The organism is Pseudoalteromonas sp. BSi20311 (assembly GCF_000239875.1).
GTDB lineage: Bacteria > Pseudomonadota > Gammaproteobacteria > Enterobacterales > Alteromonadaceae > Pseudoalteromonas.
Map to the genome: position 1 here is coordinate 1 of NZ_BADU01000095.1, position 18,687 is coordinate 18,687.

The 18,687-nt window shown below is 42.5% G+C and carries 16 protein-coding genes; 10 read left to right on the forward strand and 6 right to left on the reverse strand.

Annotation, left to right across the window (positions count from 1 at the left end; all coding sequences use genetic code 11):
- Window positions 1–322: 322 nt before the first annotated feature.
- Window positions 323–850 (reverse strand): sugar O-acetyltransferase, encoded by a 528-nt coding sequence (locus P20311_RS11100; protein ID WP_008112787.1) that lies wholly within the window; start codon window positions 848–850, stop codon window positions 323–325.
- A gap of 162 nt (window positions 851–1,012) precedes the next feature.
- Here P20311_RS11100 and P20311_RS11105 point away from each other — a divergent pair, with 162 nt between their 5' ends.
- The 4 genes from P20311_RS11105 to P20311_RS11120 all read left to right on the forward strand — a co-directional run bounded on the left by P20311_RS11105 (window position 1,013) and on the right by P20311_RS11120 (window position 6,401).
- Window positions 1,013–1,777 (forward strand): DeoR/GlpR family DNA-binding transcription regulator, encoded by a 765-nt coding sequence (locus P20311_RS11105; protein ID WP_008112788.1) that lies wholly within the window; start codon window positions 1,013–1,015, stop codon window positions 1,775–1,777.
- Window positions 1,778–1,823: 46 nt separating this feature from the next.
- Window positions 1,824–3,644, forward strand: coding sequence for a glutamine--fructose-6-phosphate transaminase (isomerizing) (gene glmS, locus P20311_RS11110; protein WP_008112790.1), 1,821 nt, complete (start codon window positions 1,824–1,826; stop codon window positions 3,642–3,644).
- A gap of 110 nt (window positions 3,645–3,754) precedes the next feature.
- Complete coding sequence (locus tag P20311_RS11115) at window positions 3,755–4,948, forward strand: alpha/beta hydrolase-fold protein (protein ID WP_008112792.1); 1,194 nt, start codon at window positions 3,755–3,757, stop codon at window positions 4,946–4,948.
- Between the two features lie 148 nt (window positions 4,949–5,096).
- Entirely contained in the window at window positions 5,097–6,401 is a 1,305-nt protein-coding gene (locus tag P20311_RS11120) for a DEAD/DEAH box helicase (RefSeq protein ID WP_008112793.1), read from the forward strand.
- A gap of 69 nt (window positions 6,402–6,470) precedes the next feature.
- Here the strand turns inward: P20311_RS11120 and P20311_RS11125 are convergent, their stop codons facing one another.
- The 3 genes from P20311_RS11125 to cynR form a co-directional block, all read right to left on the reverse strand.
- Entirely contained in the window at window positions 6,471–7,373 is a 903-nt protein-coding gene (locus P20311_RS11125; protein WP_008112796.1) for a homocysteine S-methyltransferase family protein, read from the reverse strand.
- Window positions 7,374–7,537: 164 nt separating this feature from the next.
- Window positions 7,538–7,783, reverse strand: coding sequence for a DUF3297 family protein (locus P20311_RS11130; protein ID WP_008112798.1), 246 nt, complete (start codon window positions 7,781–7,783; stop codon window positions 7,538–7,540).
- A gap of 100 nt (window positions 7,784–7,883) precedes the next feature.
- On the reverse strand, window positions 7,884–8,777 hold the full coding sequence (gene cynR, locus P20311_RS11135) for a transcriptional regulator CynR (RefSeq protein WP_008112800.1): 894 nt from the start codon (window positions 8,775–8,777) through the stop codon (window positions 7,884–7,886).
- Window positions 8,778–8,883: 106 nt separating this feature from the next.
- On the opposite strand from cynR, the gene P20311_RS11140 reads away from it, so the two are divergent.
- From P20311_RS11140 to P20311_RS11165, 6 genes are all read left to right on the forward strand, one after another.
- Window positions 8,884–9,543 carry a carbonic anhydrase gene (locus P20311_RS11140; RefSeq protein ID WP_008112801.1) on the forward strand — a complete coding sequence of 220 codons (660 nt, stop codon included), beginning with the start codon at window positions 8,884–8,886 and terminating at the stop codon, window positions 9,541–9,543.
- A gap of 24 nt (window positions 9,544–9,567) precedes the next feature.
- Window positions 9,568–10,038 (forward strand): cyanase, encoded by a 471-nt coding sequence (gene cynS / locus P20311_RS11145; RefSeq protein ID WP_008112803.1) that lies wholly within the window; start codon window positions 9,568–9,570, stop codon window positions 10,036–10,038.
- Window positions 10,039–10,111: 73 nt separating this feature from the next.
- Window positions 10,112–11,314 (forward strand): CynX/NimT family MFS transporter, encoded by a 1,203-nt coding sequence (locus tag P20311_RS11150; protein ID WP_008112805.1) that lies wholly within the window; start codon window positions 10,112–10,114, stop codon window positions 11,312–11,314.
- Between the two features lie 163 nt (window positions 11,315–11,477).
- Entirely contained in the window at window positions 11,478–13,067 is a 1,590-nt protein-coding gene (locus P20311_RS11155; RefSeq protein WP_008112809.1) for an alkaline phosphatase, read from the forward strand.
- A gap of 11 nt (window positions 13,068–13,078) precedes the next feature.
- Window positions 13,079–14,872 carry an alkaline phosphatase gene (locus P20311_RS11160; RefSeq protein ID WP_008112811.1) on the forward strand — a complete coding sequence of 598 codons (1,794 nt, stop codon included), beginning with the start codon at window positions 13,079–13,081 and terminating at the stop codon, window positions 14,870–14,872.
- Window positions 14,873–14,989: 117 nt separating this feature from the next.
- Window positions 14,990–15,703, forward strand: coding sequence for a hypothetical protein (locus P20311_RS11165; protein ID WP_008112812.1), 714 nt, complete (start codon window positions 14,990–14,992; stop codon window positions 15,701–15,703).
- Here P20311_RS11165 and P20311_RS11170 read toward each other — a convergent pair.
- Window positions 15,678–17,573 (reverse strand): monovalent cation:proton antiporter-2 (CPA2) family protein, encoded by a 1,896-nt coding sequence (locus tag P20311_RS11170; RefSeq protein ID WP_008112816.1) that lies wholly within the window; start codon window positions 17,571–17,573, stop codon window positions 15,678–15,680. The genes P20311_RS11165 and P20311_RS11170 overlap by 26 nt on opposite strands.
- 102 nt (window positions 17,574–17,675) lie before the next feature.
- Window positions 17,676–18,569, reverse strand: a complete 894-nt coding sequence (locus tag P20311_RS11175; protein ID WP_008112818.1) for a hypothetical protein — start codon at window positions 18,567–18,569, stop codon at window positions 17,676–17,678.
- Between the last annotated feature and the right edge of the window lie 118 nt (window positions 18,570–18,687).

Genomic DNA, 18,687 nt, shown 5'->3' on the forward strand with positions numbered 1-18,687 from the left:
TACAAGAAAGCCCGACTCGCAAGAGTCGGGCTTTTTTACGTCAGCAGAAAAGTGAAATGCGCACACTCATCCAGCATCTATCGCGTAGGTTGGGCGAGCGAAGCGACTCCCGACGAATAAAGAGTTCAGCATTTGTTATGTGGCTCTCTAGCGCTGTGAGCACTACGTCATTCTACTGCGCTGTCGCTACGAAGTAGCGCACCGACTCCAAATACAAGCAAGGCCGACTCTAAAGAGTCGGGCTTTTTTGCATCTGGAATAAAGTGAAAATACGGGTTCGAGATATAAGGGTAAATATGAGCCTAAGGCTTAACGATGATCCTTAGCACTTTCTTATTTCACGTGCTGGGTTGCCGGCAACCACGGTGTTTGATGCAATGCTCTTAGTTACCACTGAACCCGCACCAATAACAGCATTATCACCAATGGTAACACCAGCTAACACAATAACTCCCGCGCCAATCCATACGTTATTACCTATGGAGATTGGTGCTGCAAAGTTTTCTTTATTGAGGCGCTCAGTTGGGTTCACAGCATGCGAAACTGCTAATAGCTGAACATTAGGGCCAATTAAGCAGTCGCTACCAATCGTAATCACTCCTTCATTAATTGGTGCATCTAATACAGTGCAGTTAATGTTTATAAAAGTACGATCACCTATATGTATTTGACTGCCATAGTCACAATGAAAGCCCGCTTCAATAATTACTCCATCACCACAGTGTGAGCATAATTCTTTTATTCGCTTTAAATTACCTTTACTGGGGCTTTTATTAAATAAGCGGCAAATTTCGTGCACAGCTTTACGCTGCGTTAGACTCTCTTTACTAATACTATTAAATGGCTGCATATCAATTTTGTTTAACTTAAATAATGGTGTCTAGCTTAACCTACTTTGAGCATGATGATAATTTGAATAAAACTGCGCTTTTTTTATGCATTCACTTGCCATTTATTATGTTTCGTTTAAAATCCCATAACTTTCGAAACGAAACTTAATGGTAGTTACTTAATGACCAAACGAAATACACAGCAACGCCGTCATCTGATCCTTAGCCAAGTAAATGAGCTTGGTGAAGTGGCTGTTGAGACCCTTGCTGAACAGTTTCAAACATCAGAAGTAACCATTCGGAAAGACTTAACCGCGCTTGAGAAAAGTGGCTTGTTGCTGCGCCGATATGGTGGAGCTATTGCGCTACCAAAAGAGATAGTAAGCGATGAGATCGATTCTAAGCGCAAAGTAGCCATTGCTAAGGCAGCAGCGGCGCTTATAAAAGATCATAACCGCATTATTATTGACAGCGGCCGCACCACTGCAGCGATGATCCCTGAGTTGGCTACCAAGCAGGGGTTAGTTGTTATGACTAACGCCATTAAAGTGGCAACACGTTTATTAGCACTTGAAAACGAGCCAACACTTTTGATGACAGGTGGAACGTGGGATCCGCATTCAGAATCGTTTCAAGGGCAAGTAGCTGAAAATGTTCTATGCTCATATGATTTTGATCAGCTATTTATAGGTGCCGATGGCATTGATGTAACGCGTGGAACAACTACGTTTAATGAACTTGTTGGATTAAGCCAAGTGATGGCTAAAGCTGCGCGCGAAGTTATTGTGCTGGTTGAGTCAGAAAAGATTGGCCGAAAAATACCAAATTTAGAATTACCGTGGCAAACAGTAACCACATTAATAACCGACAGTGGCTTAGCAAGTGATAAGCGTGCAGCCATAGAGGCGTGTGGTGTAAAACTAATTTGCGCAGAGATTATACAATAGCAACTACATCGTGAGTTGCTAGAATTAAAAAATTAATGGAGACACTATGTGTGGAATCGTTGGGGCTGTTGCAGAACGTCCAGTAAATAAAATCTTAGTTGAAGGCCTTAAGCGTCTTGAGTACCGCGGTTATGACTCAGCAGGTGTAGCTTTACTTGAAGGCAATACACTTAATACAGTTAAAGCAGTTGGTAAGGTTGTAAACTTAGAGTCAGCACTTGAACAAGCTGGTGTTAGCGGCCATACAGGTATTGCACACACTCGTTGGGCGACTCATGGCGGTGTAACTGAAGCTAATGCTCACCCACATGTTTCAAGCAATCAATTAGCGCTTGTACATAACGGTATTATTGAAAACCACGCAAGTTTGCGTGCAGCACTTAAAGGCGACGGTTACGAGTTTTTATCAGATACCGACACCGAAGTAATGGTGCATTTAATTCATCAGTTACGTCAGCAGCACACTACTTTATTAGCGTCAGTTCAAGCAGCTGTTAAACAGTTTGAAGGCGCATTTGGTACCGTTGTGTTTGATAAAGCGAATGATAACGAAATTATTGTAGCGCGCTCAGGTAGCCCGTTAGTTATTGGTTTAGGCCTTGGTGAAAACTTTATTGCTTCTGATCAACTGGCATTATTACCAGTAACTCGCAGCTTTATCTTCTTAGAAGAAGGTGATGTAGCGCGTATTACTCGCGACACTGTAGAAATTTTTGATGCAGATGGCAACGCGGTTGAGCGTGAAGTTGTTGAATCAAACATCACACAAGATGCATCAGGTAAAGGTGATTACCGTCACTACATGCTAAAAGAAATTTATGAGCAGCCACTTGCAGTACGTAACACCCTTGAAGGACGTTTAAACGATGACCGCGTAGCTATTGATGCTTTTGGCGATAGCGCACAGCAAATATTTAAAGACGTAAAACACGTACAAATTATTGCCTGTGGAACGTCATACCACTCAGGTATGGTTGCTCGTTACTGGCTTGAGCAATTTGCAGGTGTTAGCTGTAACGTAGAGATTGCCTCTGAGTTCCGTTACCGTCAGTCATTTGTACACGAAAACAGCCTACTAGTAACGATTTCACAGTCAGGCGAAACGGCTGATACTTTAGCAGCACTTCGTTTAGCTAAAGAGCAAGGCTACATGGGGTCAATGACTATTTGTAACGTACCAGGCTCATCGCTTGTGCGTGAATCTGACCTTGCCTTTATGACCAAAGCCGGTGCTGAAATTGGTGTTGCATCTACTAAAGCATTTACTACACAGCTTGTTGGTTTGTTAATGCTTACTGCGTCTATTGCGCAAGAGAAAGGCCTAGATCAAAGCACGATTGTTAACGCTATAAAATTGCTTCCAGCTAAATTAGAAGAAACGCTACTATTGGCTGATGGCATTGCAGACCTTGCTGAAGAATTTGCTGATAAACACCATTCACTGTTTTTAGGGCGCGGCTCACAATACCCAATCGCGATGGAAGGCGCACTTAAGCTTAAAGAGATTTCATACATTCACGCTGAAGCCTACGCAGCAGGTGAGCTTAAACACGGCCCATTAGCGCTAATTGATGCCGACATGCCAATTATTGTTGTAGCACCAAACAATGAATTGCTTGAAAAGCTTAAATCAAACGTAGAAGAAGTACGTGCTCGCGGCGGCATCATTTATGTATTCGCTGATAAAGACTCACACTTTGAGTCAGACGACACAATGCGTGTAATCAACGTAAACCACGTAGATGACGTAATTGCCCCTGTTGTATATACAATTCCATTACAGCTACTGTCGTACTACGTAGCGGTCATTAAAGGCACTGACGTTGATCAGCCACGTAACCTAGCAAAATCGGTTACAGTTGAGTAAAATCAACAGGTTATAGGTTTTTATTAATGTTAAAAAAGCGCTTAAGGCGCTTTTTTTGTGCCTGAAACTCTGTTAGCTTAAGTAACTTATTATTCTCTAAGGGATTAGTCATGCGTTTATTAACCGTTATTTGTTTTGTTAGCTTTAGTATTATTTTTAGTTCACAAAGTGCCTTTGCACAATCTGGCACTAAACAGCAAAGTACAGATTACTCTCAGTACACACATACTATTAAATCGGTTGTTTTAAACGAAGAACGCACAGTTGTCGTGCAATTGCCTAAAAGCTACCAAGCTCAGCCAAATAAGGTATACCCAGTTGTTTATCGCTTAGATGGCGCGGGTAATATACCGCTTGCGAGTGTTGTTATTGAGCGTTTACAAAATGATAATCGTGCTCCAGAGGTAATTATTGTCGCTATTGAAAACACTAATCGACTTAGAGATTTTTATCCTACAGTGAATAAAGAGCCGCAAGGTCCTGTCGGTGAAGGGGGCGGCGCAGCAAAATTTTTAGCATTCTTTGAACAAGAGCTTATTCCTCTCGTTAATAAAAATTATCGTACGCATGACTATAAAGTTATCGCAGGAGCCTCAGCTGGTGGTGTATTTGCGCTATACGCGTTGCAGGCAAACCCAAAACTATTTCAAGCGCATATTGCTTATAGCCCCGCAGTTTGGTGGAACTATGGCGCAATGGTAAAAAGCACAAAATCATTTATAGCTAAAACGAAAGACCTGAATAACTACGTGTACATCAATATTGGCGAAGAAGCCGGCATAATGCGTGAAAGATATGATGAATTACAGCAATCACTGCAATTACATAAAGTGCAAGGGTTACGCTTTTTTAGTGATGCGTTTGATGGCATCTCGCATGGCTTAACCTCTGCTGCAGGGGCATTTAATGCCTATTACAACTTATTTTTACCTAAGCAAATGCCAATCAGTGCTTTAACTGACGATGTTGTCTCTATTGATGCTTATTACCAAAATCTATCTCAACAATGGGGCGAACAGGTATCGCCACCGGATCGCGCTGTTAGGCTACTTGGTTATAACCTAACGGATAACCAGCAATTTGAACGGGCTATTGAGGTGTTTAAATACAATATAAAAAATCACCCAAAATCAGTTAGTGCGATCTCTGCTTTATCTTATGGCTATGAGATGCAAGGTAATATTAGTCAAGCGCTGGCTCATGTGGAATCTGCTTTAGCCATTGCAGATGACTCATACCCTTATATAAATTACTTAAAAGAAACAAAAGCTAGGTTACAGGTAGAGCTAGATAAGCGTAACTAGGGTTTTTAGTTACTGTTAAATAAAAATGACGCGCAAGCGTCTTTTTATTACCTGTAGCTAAATATTATTTAAATCACTAACCTCTACTTAATAGTTGCTAAATACGCTAAAATTACAGGCTATTTTTAGCAATGAGCCCGCACCTTTTATGACCTCAGCCACAAATCCTAGTAATTTCAACGAACTTGGCCTTATTCCAGAGCTAATTGCTCGTTTGTCTGATCTTGAATACTCGCAACCTACGCCGATTCAGGCAAAAGCAATTCCAAGTATCTTGGCGGGGAGTGACTTAATTGCGGGGGCAAATACCGGCTCAGGTAAAACAGCAACCTTTGCTTTGCCTATGTTACAAACGCTATTTTTAGCAAAAGGCGCGAATAAAACGCCGAGCAAAGGCAACTTTGTAACAGGGCTTATTTTGGTACCTACTCGCGAGCTGGCAGTGCAGGTAGCCGATAGTGTTAAATCGTATTCTGCTAACTTTAATGGCGCCATTAAAACGGTGGCGGTATTTGGTGGTGTGTCGGTTAATACCCAAATGCAGGCACTACGTGGTGGTGCCGATATTATCGTGGCAACCCCAGGGCGTTTACTCGACTTAATATCAAGCAATGCTATTAAGCTTGATAAAGTTTCAACCTTAGTGCTTGATGAAGCTGATCGCATGTTAAGCCTTGGCTTTACCGAAGAGCTTGCAGAGCTGTTGACGTTAATGCCAGCTAAAAAGCAAACCATGTTGTTTTCAGCGACGTTCCCAGAGCAAGTCACACAATTAACGCAAGAGCTGTTAACCAACCCTGTTGAAATACAAGTGCAAAGTAAAGATGAAAGCACCTTAGTACAGCGCGTATTTACGGTTAATAAAGGCGAAAAAACCACGGTTTTAGCGCATTTAATAAAAGCGCATAAATGGCGCCAAGCGCTTATTTTTGTAAACGCTAAAAAAGATTGTGAGCACTTAGCCAGCAAGCTTGAAAAGCGCGGCGTGAATGCACAAGTGTTCCATGGTGATAAAGGCCAAAGCGAGCGTACTCGCGTAATAGAAAAGTTTAAAGCGGGTGAGATTGAAGTGCTTATTGCAACCGACATTGCCGCTCGTGGTTTAGATATTGAAAAGCTACCAGTAGTAATTAACTTTAACTTACCGCGTAGCCCTGCTGACTACATGCACCGTATTGGCCGAAGCGGCCGTGCTGGTGAAGTAGGTTTAGCGCTATCACTGATTGATTTTGAAGACTTTCATCACTTTAGAATTATTGAAAAGAAAAACAAACTACGTTTAGAGCGCGAAGAGGTAACAGGTTTTGCTGTAAACCAAGCTAACCTTGATGCAGCTGATGCCCTTAAAAACGACAAGCCAATGGCCAAACCAGAAGGCACAGGTAAAAAGAAGAAGAAAAACAAAGCCAACCCAGAAGATGACGTATGGAGCGGCTGGCGTAAGAGTAAGTAAAAGTTAAGATTATAAAGCCGACATTTGTCGGCTTTATTGTTTATTAATCTTAAAATAGAGTCATTAATATTAAAGCGCTTTGATATCGCTTTTCCACTTTACCAATGCTGCAATGAATTCGGGGCCAATACCACAGCAGCCGCCAATAATTGTTGCGCCTAGGTTATGCCATTGCTTAGCAAATGCTACATACTCAGCGGGTGATAAGTCGCGGTAACCTTGCGAGCCTTCATTGGCTTTATAGTCGCTGGCGATTGGTGTAAAGCTATTCGCAAAGGCCCCTAAATTAAGGTGTTTATTTTGCTGTTTTAGCACTCGATTAGTGTCGCGCAGCGCTTGTTCAATGACCTCGGGAATAGAGCAATTGAAGAATATGCCCGCTATATTATGTTCGAGCAATGCTAAGGTAGCGTCTGATACTAATTCACCAGAGCGCAATGTCGCTTGTTCGCTTACTTCATCACTTAAGGTAAATGCGTAATAACATGGTTTTTTTGAATTATTAAGTACGCTTGCCATTACGTGAGCTTCTTCAATACTGGAAATAGTTTCACCAATCCAAATATCGATATATTCATCCTGTGCTTTATATAGGGTATCTAAAATAGTAAATGCGCGTTCACTTTGGAAAAAATCAGCACGGTACGATCCAAATGCGGGGGGCAATGAACCCGCAACTAGCACGTTTTGTTTAGTTTTTTGAGCTGCTTCTTTTGCAATTACAGCAGCTTGCTGTGCAAGTGTTGCACCTTGTGCTTGGTAAAGCGTTTCACCTAAGTGAAAGGGGACACACGCATAGCTATTTACCGTAATAATTTCTGCACCCGCATTTATAAAAGCTTGATGCGCTTGAGTTACGCATTGCGGTGCTTCTATTAAAGCTTGTGCACTCCAAAGTGGCTGTGAAAATGGCGCGCCCATGCGCTTAAGTTCACGCCCCATACCGCCATCTAATATTGTTAACTTGCTCATAATGGACTTCTAAACGTCTAAATAATTAATGCTATTCAAACATATTTTTTGAAAATTCATAATGAAACTTCATCAGGTTTAACATGAAAAAAACTCAATGCTTTTAAACAGACACAAAAAAAGCGACTACCCAAAGGTGTCGCTTTGTTTTAATAAGGCTTAGCTTACTTATAAAACGCTTCTACAGTGCCTTTTACTTTCATAAGTAATGGCTGGCCGCGACGGTCTAGCGCTTTAGGTGCCGCTACTTTTATCCAACCTTCGCTGATGCAGTACTCTTCAACGTCAAAACGCTCTTTACCGTTAAGTGTAATACCGATTTCATGTTCAAATACTTCTTCTACATAAAATTTGCTACGTGGGTTAATAGACAGTTGATTAGGTAATTCTGGTTTGTTTGTATCAGTCATAATAGTGATCTGCGTTGAATTAATTATGCGCTATTGTAGGCAATAGCTGGCTTATGCTCAAGCACGAGATCAATAAACTAAGCGGCTTTTATGTATATAGCTAAGAGCGGGTGTTTATAAGTGCTGCGGTATGATGCGCTTGGTTAATAAACGCTGTTGTTGCTGCACTTTGATAGCTCCCATGACGCTGCAATATAACAGCTGTGCGCTTTAATAACGACGGCGCAAGTGTGATCGCTGTGAGCTCCTCATGTTTACTGGCAATATTTGAAGGTAATAGTGTGGCTAATTGGGTATAACGCACTATTTCAATAACTGCGCTGAGTGAATTAGCCTCCATAAGCACATTTGGTTGCACGTTATGCTGACGGCAATGGCGCTCTATTTGTTCGCGCGTTGCAAATTCATTACTCAGCAACACCAGTGATTGCGCATTGAGCGTATGCAAATCAATGGAGCTTTGCTGCGCTAACTCATGCTGCTTATTAACCACTAATGCGAGCGTTTCTTCTAGTAAATTATGTGCCTCTATATCTGTATTATGGCTGCCTTCAAAGGCAATGCCTAGGTCAAACTCATCATCAAGTAGGCGTTTTTCCATACGCTCTTGCGACATTTCTTCCATGCTTAAGCTGATATTAGGATATTGCTGATGAAACGCTTTAATTAAGGGGCCAATAAGATAGGTTGTAAAAGTGGGTGTAATGGCCACTCTTAATGCACCTCGGCTGAGGTTTTTTACATCATGAATAGCTCGCTTTCCCTCTGCTAAATCCTGCAATGCTTTTTGTGCATAGCGGGCATATACCTCTCCGGCATCGGTTAACTTTACACTGCGACCTGAGCGGTCAAACAAAGGGGCGCCTAAGGTTTCTTCTAGTTGTTTAATTTGCTGCGATAGCGCCGGTTGCGACACATACAAGGAAGCTGCCGCCTTAGTGAAGTTTTGGTGCTTGGCAACCGCCAAAAAGTAATTGATATGACGCAGTATCATGGCTCTACTATAAGTATTTCTTATCGGTATCATAATATACCAGTCTTTTACCTTATTAAAAAGCGGGCGTATTATTCATTGCATCAACAATACAGAGACACCCATTATGAAAGATATCATTGAAGGTTTTTTAAAGTTTCACACTGATGCATTCCCAGAGCGTGCCGATTTATTTAAAAATTTGGCGACTAAGCAAAATCCACGCACTTTGTTTATTTCATGTTCTGACAGTCGTTTAGTGCCAGAGTTGGTAACTCAACGAGAACCTGGTGGATTATTTGTTATTCGTAATGCTGGGAATATTGTTCCTTCATATGGGCCTGAGCCGGGGGGAGTGTCTGCTTCTGTGGAGTACGCGGTTACTGCATTAAAAGTAACGGATGTGGTTATTTGTGGCCACTCTGATTGCGGCGCCATGACAGCAATTGCAACCTGCAAATGTATGGACCATATGCCTGCTGTTGGCAGTTGGCTGCGCTACGCCGACTCAGCCCGTATTGTCAATGAAGCACGTAATCATGCAAATGAACGTGAACGCATAGCAGCGATGGTTCGTGAAAATGTTATTGCACAACTAGAAAATATTAAAACTCATCCATCAGTTCGTTTAGCCCTAGGCGAAGGCCGTTTAGCCTTGCATGGCTGGGTTTACGATATTGAATCGGGTGGTATTGACGCCCTAAATGGCAATACCAATACGTTTGTTTCCCTTGCTGAGCATACTGATGTTCGTGCATACCCAACTCAGCTTCCTGTAGCTGTATAACCAACCATTGTAAGAGGTACTATTATGATCCAATCTCAAGTGAGCAACACTGCACGTTTAGCATTAACTGATACAATTATTGCAGCAAAAGCAGAAAAAAATCTATCGTTTGAACAAATTGCACAAGGTACAGGTTTAAGCGATGTATATGTAACTGCGGCATTACTGGGGCAACACCCATTACCAGCAGAAGCGGCACAGCAGGTAGCTAATACGCTTGGTTTAGACGACAGTGCAGTTGAATTACTTAAAGCAATTCCACTGCGTGGTAGCGTAGAAAACAATATGCCTACCGATCCAACTATTTATCGTTTTTACGAAATGATGCAAGTATACGGCACAACATTTAAAGCCTTAGTACATGAACAATTTGGTGACGGTATTATCAGTGCAATTAACTTTAAAGTAGATATGAAAAAAGTAGAAGATCCAGAAGGAGGATCGCGCGCAGTGCTCACCCTTGATGGTAAGTTCTTGCCTTACAAGCCTTTCTAAACACTTTATAATACTTATTCATAACAGTCGGTGCTTTGCACCGGCTTTTTTAGGTTATTAAGGATGATTTTTCATGAATACACATGCTAGGCCTACTACTGCTAGTACATCAACCTTCTCACTGCTTTGGCCGATGTTAATTATTGCGATACTGGCGATGACATTACGCCCGACCCTAACCTCAGCTGGTCCTGTGCTGGATGATATTCGCTTAGCCACTGGTCTTGGCTTACAGGGGGCGTCATTATTAACCGTATTGCCAATGTTTTGTATGGGCGTATTCCCCTTGTTACTGCCTTGGCTTGGGCGTTATTTAAGTGAAAATGCGTGGATAGCAGGAGGCTTATTTGCCATTGCATTAGCAGGCGTTTGGCGGCTATGGCTTGGCAGTGGTTGGGAATTAATTATCTCTGCATTAGTGGGCGGTACTGGTATTGCAATCGTGCAAGCAATGGCACCTGGTATTGTTAAGCGTTGGTATCCGCAGCGAGTGCCAGTTGCCATGGGCGTTTACTCAGCTTCATTAATGGCGGGTGGTGGAATGGCCGCTATACTCACACCGCTAGTGGCAAAGCATTATAATAGCTGGCAAGCAGGGCTTGGCATGTGGTTTATTATTCCTGTCATTGCCATGCTACTGTGGTGGTTAAGACCGCGCGAGCGTATGGAAGCCAAGCATAGCAGTGTTAAACGAAACTTTTTTATTAACCAGCGAGCATGGTTACTTGCAGCCTATTTTGGTTTGGCTAATGGTGGTTACGCATGCATGATTGCATGGCTACCCAGTTATGCGCAAAACCTAGGCTGGAGTGCACAGCATAGCGGCGAACTTATTGGCGTTATGACTGTGTTTCAGGTTATTGGTGCGTTAGGTGCGCCACTACTTTCATCAACTCGCACAGATAGACGACCTTGGTTATTAGCTGCCGTTGTTTTTCAGCTGGTGGGTTTTATTGGTTTAATTGTATTGCCTGCGCCAATGATGAATGTTTGGGTAGGGCTTATTGGGTGTGGCTTAGGCGCGTGTTTTTCACTAACGCTGACCGTGGCGCTCGATCATTTAGTTAATCCTAAATTGGCTGGTGTGCTAACTGCGTTTGTGCAAGGCGTTGGATTTATTATTACGGCAATTATTCCTTACGTAGCAGGTGTATTACTTGATTTAACCCATAGTTATCAGGCGTCTTGGTTAATGCTAGTGATCACCCTAATAGCTATGTTAATTATGACCACAAAGTTCTCTCCAGCAAGTTATGTTAAAGCAATGAGCGATTAACGCTCCACGGGTTCCTGTCTTTTTGGCTGCTAGTGTATGGCAGCCGTCATTTTTTGTTCATCAAAATTACCTTTATTAGTCATATCTGTTTTTTATAGTGCAGCGGTTGATGTTTTTGAGCTCACAGTTTTTAAAAATAACCACTACATAATGGGAATTACGGATGAAAATTAAAAAAGTCGCTGCGGCAATCGCACTCACCTGTGCGTTTAGTGCTGTTAGTCATGCCAATGTTCTACCGCAAAGTCAAAAAGACAGCAGCTGGTACAGTGCCGCACAAACAAAACTAACAACTAAAACAACACAAGCACAGGCGGTTAAAAGCACCAAAGCTAAAAATGTAATTTTATTTGTTGGCGATGGCATGGGTATTTCTACCTTAACGGCAGCGCGTATTTTACAAGGCCAACGAAACAACCAGCTGGGTGAAGAAGGCTATTTAAGCTTTGAAAAATTCCCGTACTCAGCACAAGTTAAAACCTACAATGTTGACGCACAAACGCCAGACTCAGCAGGTACTATGACCGCAATGATCTCGGGTGTTAAAACTGACGTGGGTGTTATTGGGGTTGATGAGAAGGTTGAACGAGGTAACTGTGCTACAGCCATTGGTAATGAGCTACTTACTGCAACTGAGCTGGCTGAAATTAAAGGCTTAGCCACCGGAGTTATTTCCACTGCACGTATCACTCACGCAACACCGGGTGCAACCTATGCTAAATCGGCTGATCGCAACTGGGAAGATATCTCAGACATGCCAGAGGCAGCAGTTAATGCAGGCTGTGAAGATATTGCCTCACAGCTTGTTAACTTTGAAAAAAACCTAGAAGCGCGTTTTGTAGGTACCGATGTTGATGGCTTAGATTTTGTAATGGGGGGCGGGCGTCGTCACTTTTTACCAAAAGAGGCCACCGCAAATTCTGCTGATGCCCAAAGTACGGTAGAAGGCGATCGTACTGATGAGCGCAATCTTGTTACTGAGTGGCAAACACAGTATCCAAATGGCACCTATGTAATGGATCAAGCTGGATTTGATGCTATTGCTGATGATGCAACTCAAGTATTTGGTTTATTTAACGAATCGCACATGCAATACGAAGCTGACCGTGCAAACGATATAGCCGGTGAGCCGTCGCTTACCGACATGACCACTAAAGCGATTGATGTGCTAGGTAAAAACGAAAAAGGCTTTTTCTTAACCGTTGAGTCGGGCCGAATTGACCACGCACACCATGCGGGTAACGCATACAACGCACTTAACGACACCATTGAATTTGCAAAAGCCGTTCAAGCTGCCGTTGATAACACCCACCCTGAAGAAACGCTTATTTTAGTTACAGCCGATCACAGCCATGTATTTACTATTGCGGGTTACCCTAAACGCGGTAATCCAATTTTAGGTAAAGTGGTTGGTGTTGGCAAAACTACACCAACGTTAGCGGCCGATAATATGCCATACACCACCGTTGGTTATGCTAATGGTCTCGGTTTTAGAAACTTAGTTGATGAAACAGATGCGGACGCAAGCTATGAAACAGCTGCGGTTGCAGGACGTGTTGAGCTAAATGGTGTTGATACAAATACGCCAGGTTTTCACCAAGAGGCTACTGTTCCACTTGGCTCTGAAACGCATGCAGGTGAAGATATTTCACTGCATGCAATGGGCCCAGGTGCTCACCTTGCTCAAGGTGTTATAGAACAAAACGTTGTATTTCATTTAATTAATCAAGCTCTTGAACTAACTCAGCAATAATGGCGGCTCACATGAATAAATTAACAGTACTTTCTTTAGCAGTAATGGTCGCATTAACTGGGTGTTCGAGTGATGACGACAAAAACAGTAATAATATTTTAGCGGTAGATAACCAAATCGCAGTAGGCTCAGCACAATGTGTTAATGGCGGCGTAGAAACGCAAAGCGGTGTTGATACCAATACTAATGGGCAATTAGAGAGCAGCGAAGTAACGCACACTAACTTAGTATGTAACGACCCAGCTACCTCATTAACGAGTGAACAGCTCGCTTCATTAAATAATAATGCTTGGTTTAGCGACGCACAAACTAAACTCGCTAGTGCGCAAGATGCAGCAAGTAAGGTAGTAACAGAGTCAGGTAAAGCGAAAAACGTGATCTTGTTTGTTGGTGATGGTATGGGTATTTCTACTATAACGGCAGCGCGTATTTTAGCAGGGCAATTGCAGGGTGAAATGGGTGAAGATCACCAATTAAGCTTTGAAACTATGCCGTATTCTGGGTTTGTAAAAACTTATAACGTAGATGCACAAACACCTGATTCTGCCGGTACGATGACAGCAATGGCCTCTGGTGTAAAAACCGATGTGGGTGTAATTGGTATTGATGAAGCGGTTGAGCGTGGTAATTGTGCATCAGGCAAAGGGCATGAGCTTGTTACTTCGTTAGAGCTTGCGGAAATTGCCGGTAAATCTACCGGTATTGTTTCTACGGCACGTATTACCCATGCAACGCCTGCGGCAACTTATGCTAAGTCGGCTGATCGTAACTGGGAAGATATTTCAGATATGCCAGCTTCAGAGTCAGCCAATTGTGAAGATATTGCTTCACAGCTGGTTAATTTTGAAAAGAACTTAGAAGCCCGTTTTAGTGGTGTTGATGTAGACGGAATCGAAGTGGTTATGGGTGGCGGGCGTCGTCATTTTTTACCTAAAGATGCAGCCTTTAATTCTGCAGATGCGGTGAGTGCTGTTGAAGGCGACCGTACTGATGCGCGTAATTTAGTGACAGAATGGCAAACAACTTACCCGACTGGTACTTACGTAATGGATCAAACTGGGTTTGATGCCATTAGCGATGATGCCACAAAGGTATTTGGTTTATTTAACGAATCGCACATGCAATACGAAGCTGATCGCGGTAACGATATCGCTGGTGAGCCTTCGCTATCGCAAATGACCGAAAAAGCTATTAATGTTTTAGATAACAATGATAAAGGCTTTTTCTTAACAGTTGAGTCGGGCCGTATTGATCACGCCCACCATGCGGGTAACGCTTACAATGCATTAAACGACACTATTGAGTTAGCGAATGCAGTAAAAGTGGCGATGGAAAATACTAACCCAGAAGAAACACTAATCGTGGTCACGGCCGATCACAGCCATGTGTTTACTATTGCGGGTTACCCTAAGCGTGGCAACCCAATATTGGGTAAAGTGGTTGGTGTAGGCCAAACAGAGCCAAGTTTAGCTGCCGATGATATGCCTTATACTACGGTTGGTTACACTAATGGTGGTGGCTTTAGAGACTTAGGCAATGAAACCGATGCAGATGCAGGCTATAACTTTGCACCGGTTACAGGGCGTGTTGATTTAAGCAATGTTGATACTACAACGCCGGGCTTTCACCAAGAAGCACTGGTGCCACTATCATCAGAAACTCACGCTGGTGAAGATGTAGGTGTATATGCAATGGGCCCAGGTGCCCACTTAGTGACCGGAACTAATGAGCAAAGCTTTTTGTTCCATGTTATGGACTTTGCTGCTGACTTTGTAAAAGCGGCGGATGAAAAAGTAGCGCAATAAATTAACTTGCTAAACAAACAGCCCGCACACTGTGCGGGCTTTTTTGTGTCATACAAATGCCATTATTAAGCGTTATTTTAGAGTCATAAAGTAATGTTTAACTAAGAGATTACCCCAATGAAACAGCTATTATTTATACTCTCTGCACTGACCAGCACGAGTGCGCTCGCCCAGCAGTGCGACATTGATGCTGCGCAACTAAAAGCCGACTATAAAATTACCAATCAGCACAAATCGCAGCACAGCACCCAGTCACTTACTCTTTGGCGAAACAATCAGCAGGTGGCGCATCAAAGTGAAACACTAACCGAGCTTTGGCAGCAGCTAAGTAATAACCAGCTTCGTCCTATTCGCTATTTTAATGCCGAGCAACGCGGTATTGAGTACCAACCATCGGAGGTACGTGGAGTGCAAAATTGGAGCGCCAAAAGTCAGCTGGTGGATAACCATTTAATTGCAAAAATGACCCTAGTAAGTTCACAAGGTGAGGGTTGTAATGAGGTAAAAAATTATGTGCTTAATGAGGGCGATAACCAATTTAAGCTGACTTTTCTCCCGCAAGCAAAATTAGTTAAAACTTTTAGTGTGACTAATAAAAAAAGTGATACTCAAACCTTGCTTAGCTTAAATGATGTAAACAGTGATACACCTGCAATTAAGGCTCAGTTTGCAAAATGGGATAACTTTCAAACCACCGATTACGCGGATATTGGCGATAACGAAAGCGATCCATTTTTAGCTAAAATGATTAATCTTGGTTTTATAGAGCACGGCGCTACTGGTTTTTATAATCAGCAAGGCGAGGCTATTCAAGGTGGGCATCATCATTAGCATTTTTTGGCTTAACCGTGCTCTCAGTTAAGCCATTTTCATAATCGTTGGCGTCACAGGTATTTAAGTTTTGCCGTGCTTGTTTATCTTGTTGTAATACCTGCTTTAAATCTTCCATACGTTGGCGCACGGCTACGCCATAACTGGCATCATCACCCCATAACTCGGCAAGTTGCAGTACCGCAGCACGGTCGTGATCTCTAAATAACTTACCAGCACGCTCAGCGTCTTCTTTACTATTACCAAGCAATTGCAACGATTCTATGGCCAGGTTTATGGCTGAGTCGACGGTTTCGCGGTTAAACGCATTCACTTTTAAATTAAGTAATTGATATGCATGGCGGCGGTCTATGGCGCGCGCCACTATTTTTAATTGGGGGTAGTTTTTATGCGCCAGCTTAATAATCTCAATAGTTTTATCTGGGTCATCAATCGCGACAACCAGCATTTGTGCTGTATGCGCGCCCGCGGCTTCAAGCAGTTCTTGGCGTGCCGCATCACCATAAAATACGGTATTACCAAAGCGGCGCAGCAGTTCTATTTGGCTTGGGCTGTGATCAAGTACGGTAATTTCGTAGCCTTGCGCATGTAATAAACGCCCCATAATTTGCCCAAAACGGCCGTATCCGGCAATGATCACATGCTTAGCTGTGCTTATTTGTTCTGGTTTATCAAATTCGGGTGCCGTGGTGCTATAGTTGCGCTTTTGAATTTGCTCATACAACATCAGTAGTAAAGGCGCTATTAGCATAGAAACGGCAACCACAAGGGTAACTAAATTGGTTTGCTCTGGGGTTAAAATACTCAAGGTGGTGGTTACACTAAGCAGCACAAACGCAAACTCGCCGCCCTGAGCAAGGGCTAAGGTAAATAGCAGTTGCTGTTTACGACTAATATTAAAAGCCATTGCCAAGGCAAGTAAAATACAGGCTTTAATGACAATTAATAGCACCACTAAGGCAATCACGGTACTGAACTGATTAAACAGCAGTTCAAAATTAATTGATGCACCAACCGTGATAAAAAATAGTCCCAGTAATAAGCCTTTAAAGGGTTCTATATCGGCTTCTAGCTCGTGTCTAAATTCACTTTCGGCCAATACAACTCCGGCTAAAAAAGTACCCAGTGCGGGCGATAAGCCAATACTTTGCATCACCAGCGAAATAGCCACCACTAAAAACAATGCAAAAATTGTGAATATTTCACGCATGTGGGTTTGTGCTATGTATCTAAATAGTGGTGCCGACACATATTTACCGCCAGCAATGATAGCGGCAATAACAGCAACAGAAACCCCAACTTGCTGCCAAATAGGCCAGCCTGCAATGATGGAGTCGCTAATGTCTTTTGAGTTACCTTGTGGTGCAAAAGCCAGTAAAGGGAGCAGCGCTAAAATAGGAATAATCGCAATATCTTGAAATAATAAAACCGAAAATGCATTTTGCCCAGCTTCTTGTTTTAACCAGCCTTTTTCTTCTAAGCTTTGCAGCACAATAGCAGTTGAAGACAGTGCGAGCATTAAGCCTATAGCCAGTGCGGTTTGCCAATGCATGGTAAAAAACCAATAACAAAAGGCAAAAATAACCGCCGCAGTTAGCACCACCTGTAAGCCACCAAGCCCTAAAATAGAGTGCCGAAGCTTCCATAGTCGTGAGGGTTGTAGTTCAAGTCCGACCAAAAATAGCATCATCACTACGCCAAATTCGGCAAAATGCATTACATCGGTTTGATCCCCTACGACTCCCAATGCATAGGGACCAATCAGTATGCCAGCAATTAAATAACCCAGTACTGATCCTAAGCCAAGTCGTTTGGCAATAGGAACAGCCACAATGGCGGCGGCTAAATAAATTAAAGCAATTTCTAACACGCGTTTATCCTAATAATTTCAAGACATTTAGCATGGCTTAGGTGTTAGTAAAATACAATAACTGATGTAGTGAACAGCCATTTATTTCGCTTTATTAGTGTATTAGCGGTCTAATTTTACAGTGCCTGAAATATTATCAATACTGACATCACCCGAGCCTGCTTCTGTAATAGTTAGCGCTTTAGCGTAATTAACGCGAATATCGCCAGAGCCATCTTCAATAGTCACGCTTGAGCCAATATGTTCAATCAACATATCTCCTGAGTTATCGTCTACGGTGACTGCGCCATTAATATGTTTAATAGTTATACCGCCCGAGCCATCTTCAACATTTAATACGCCTGTTACGTTAGCAACGTGTATTTCGCCAGAGCCATCTTCAATAGCGACATTACCACGGACATTATCAATATCAATGCTGCCTGAGCCGTCATTTAATGCTAAGTCGCCGACTACATTTTTTACGTAAATACTGCCCGAGCCATCATCAATATATAGGTTTTTAGCACCATTGATAGATAAGCTGCCAGAACCATCTTTTACATCAATATTGCTTTGCATCTCGTTAATAACAATATCGCCTGAGCCGTCGTTAATATCTAAATTTAGGGTGTTAGGTACGGTAACAACTAAATTGATACTTGGTGATTGCCCGCTATAAAAGCTAATCCCATTATTACTTTTATTTTGTGCAACAAGTTTTGCTTGTGTACCGCTTTTCTCAAGGGTGAGTTCGTATTCATCGTCAATGTCGGCGGTGTAAATGATGGCATCAACGCTAATATTGGTTGCAGTATTAGAGCCCTGAATATCGAGCGAACCGGCACCACTTAATATCGTTAAGTACTCAAGGTTATTGCTTGGTAGTGAAAGCTGCTGGGTTTGTTTAACTGATGCGACACTGGGCGATATGTGAAATACACAGCCGCTGAGTAATAAAATGCCGCTAATTAGTGAAACGGGCTTAGTGAAGTTGAATAGAGTTGATGCGCTCATGTTTAGTCCTTTGATATTGATTATTTTAGTTAATATACAAAGTATAGAGCAAAATTGAGGCCGAAATGTAAGTTGTTGTTTTATATGAGATGGCAGCAGTAATTAAAAAGTTAAAATG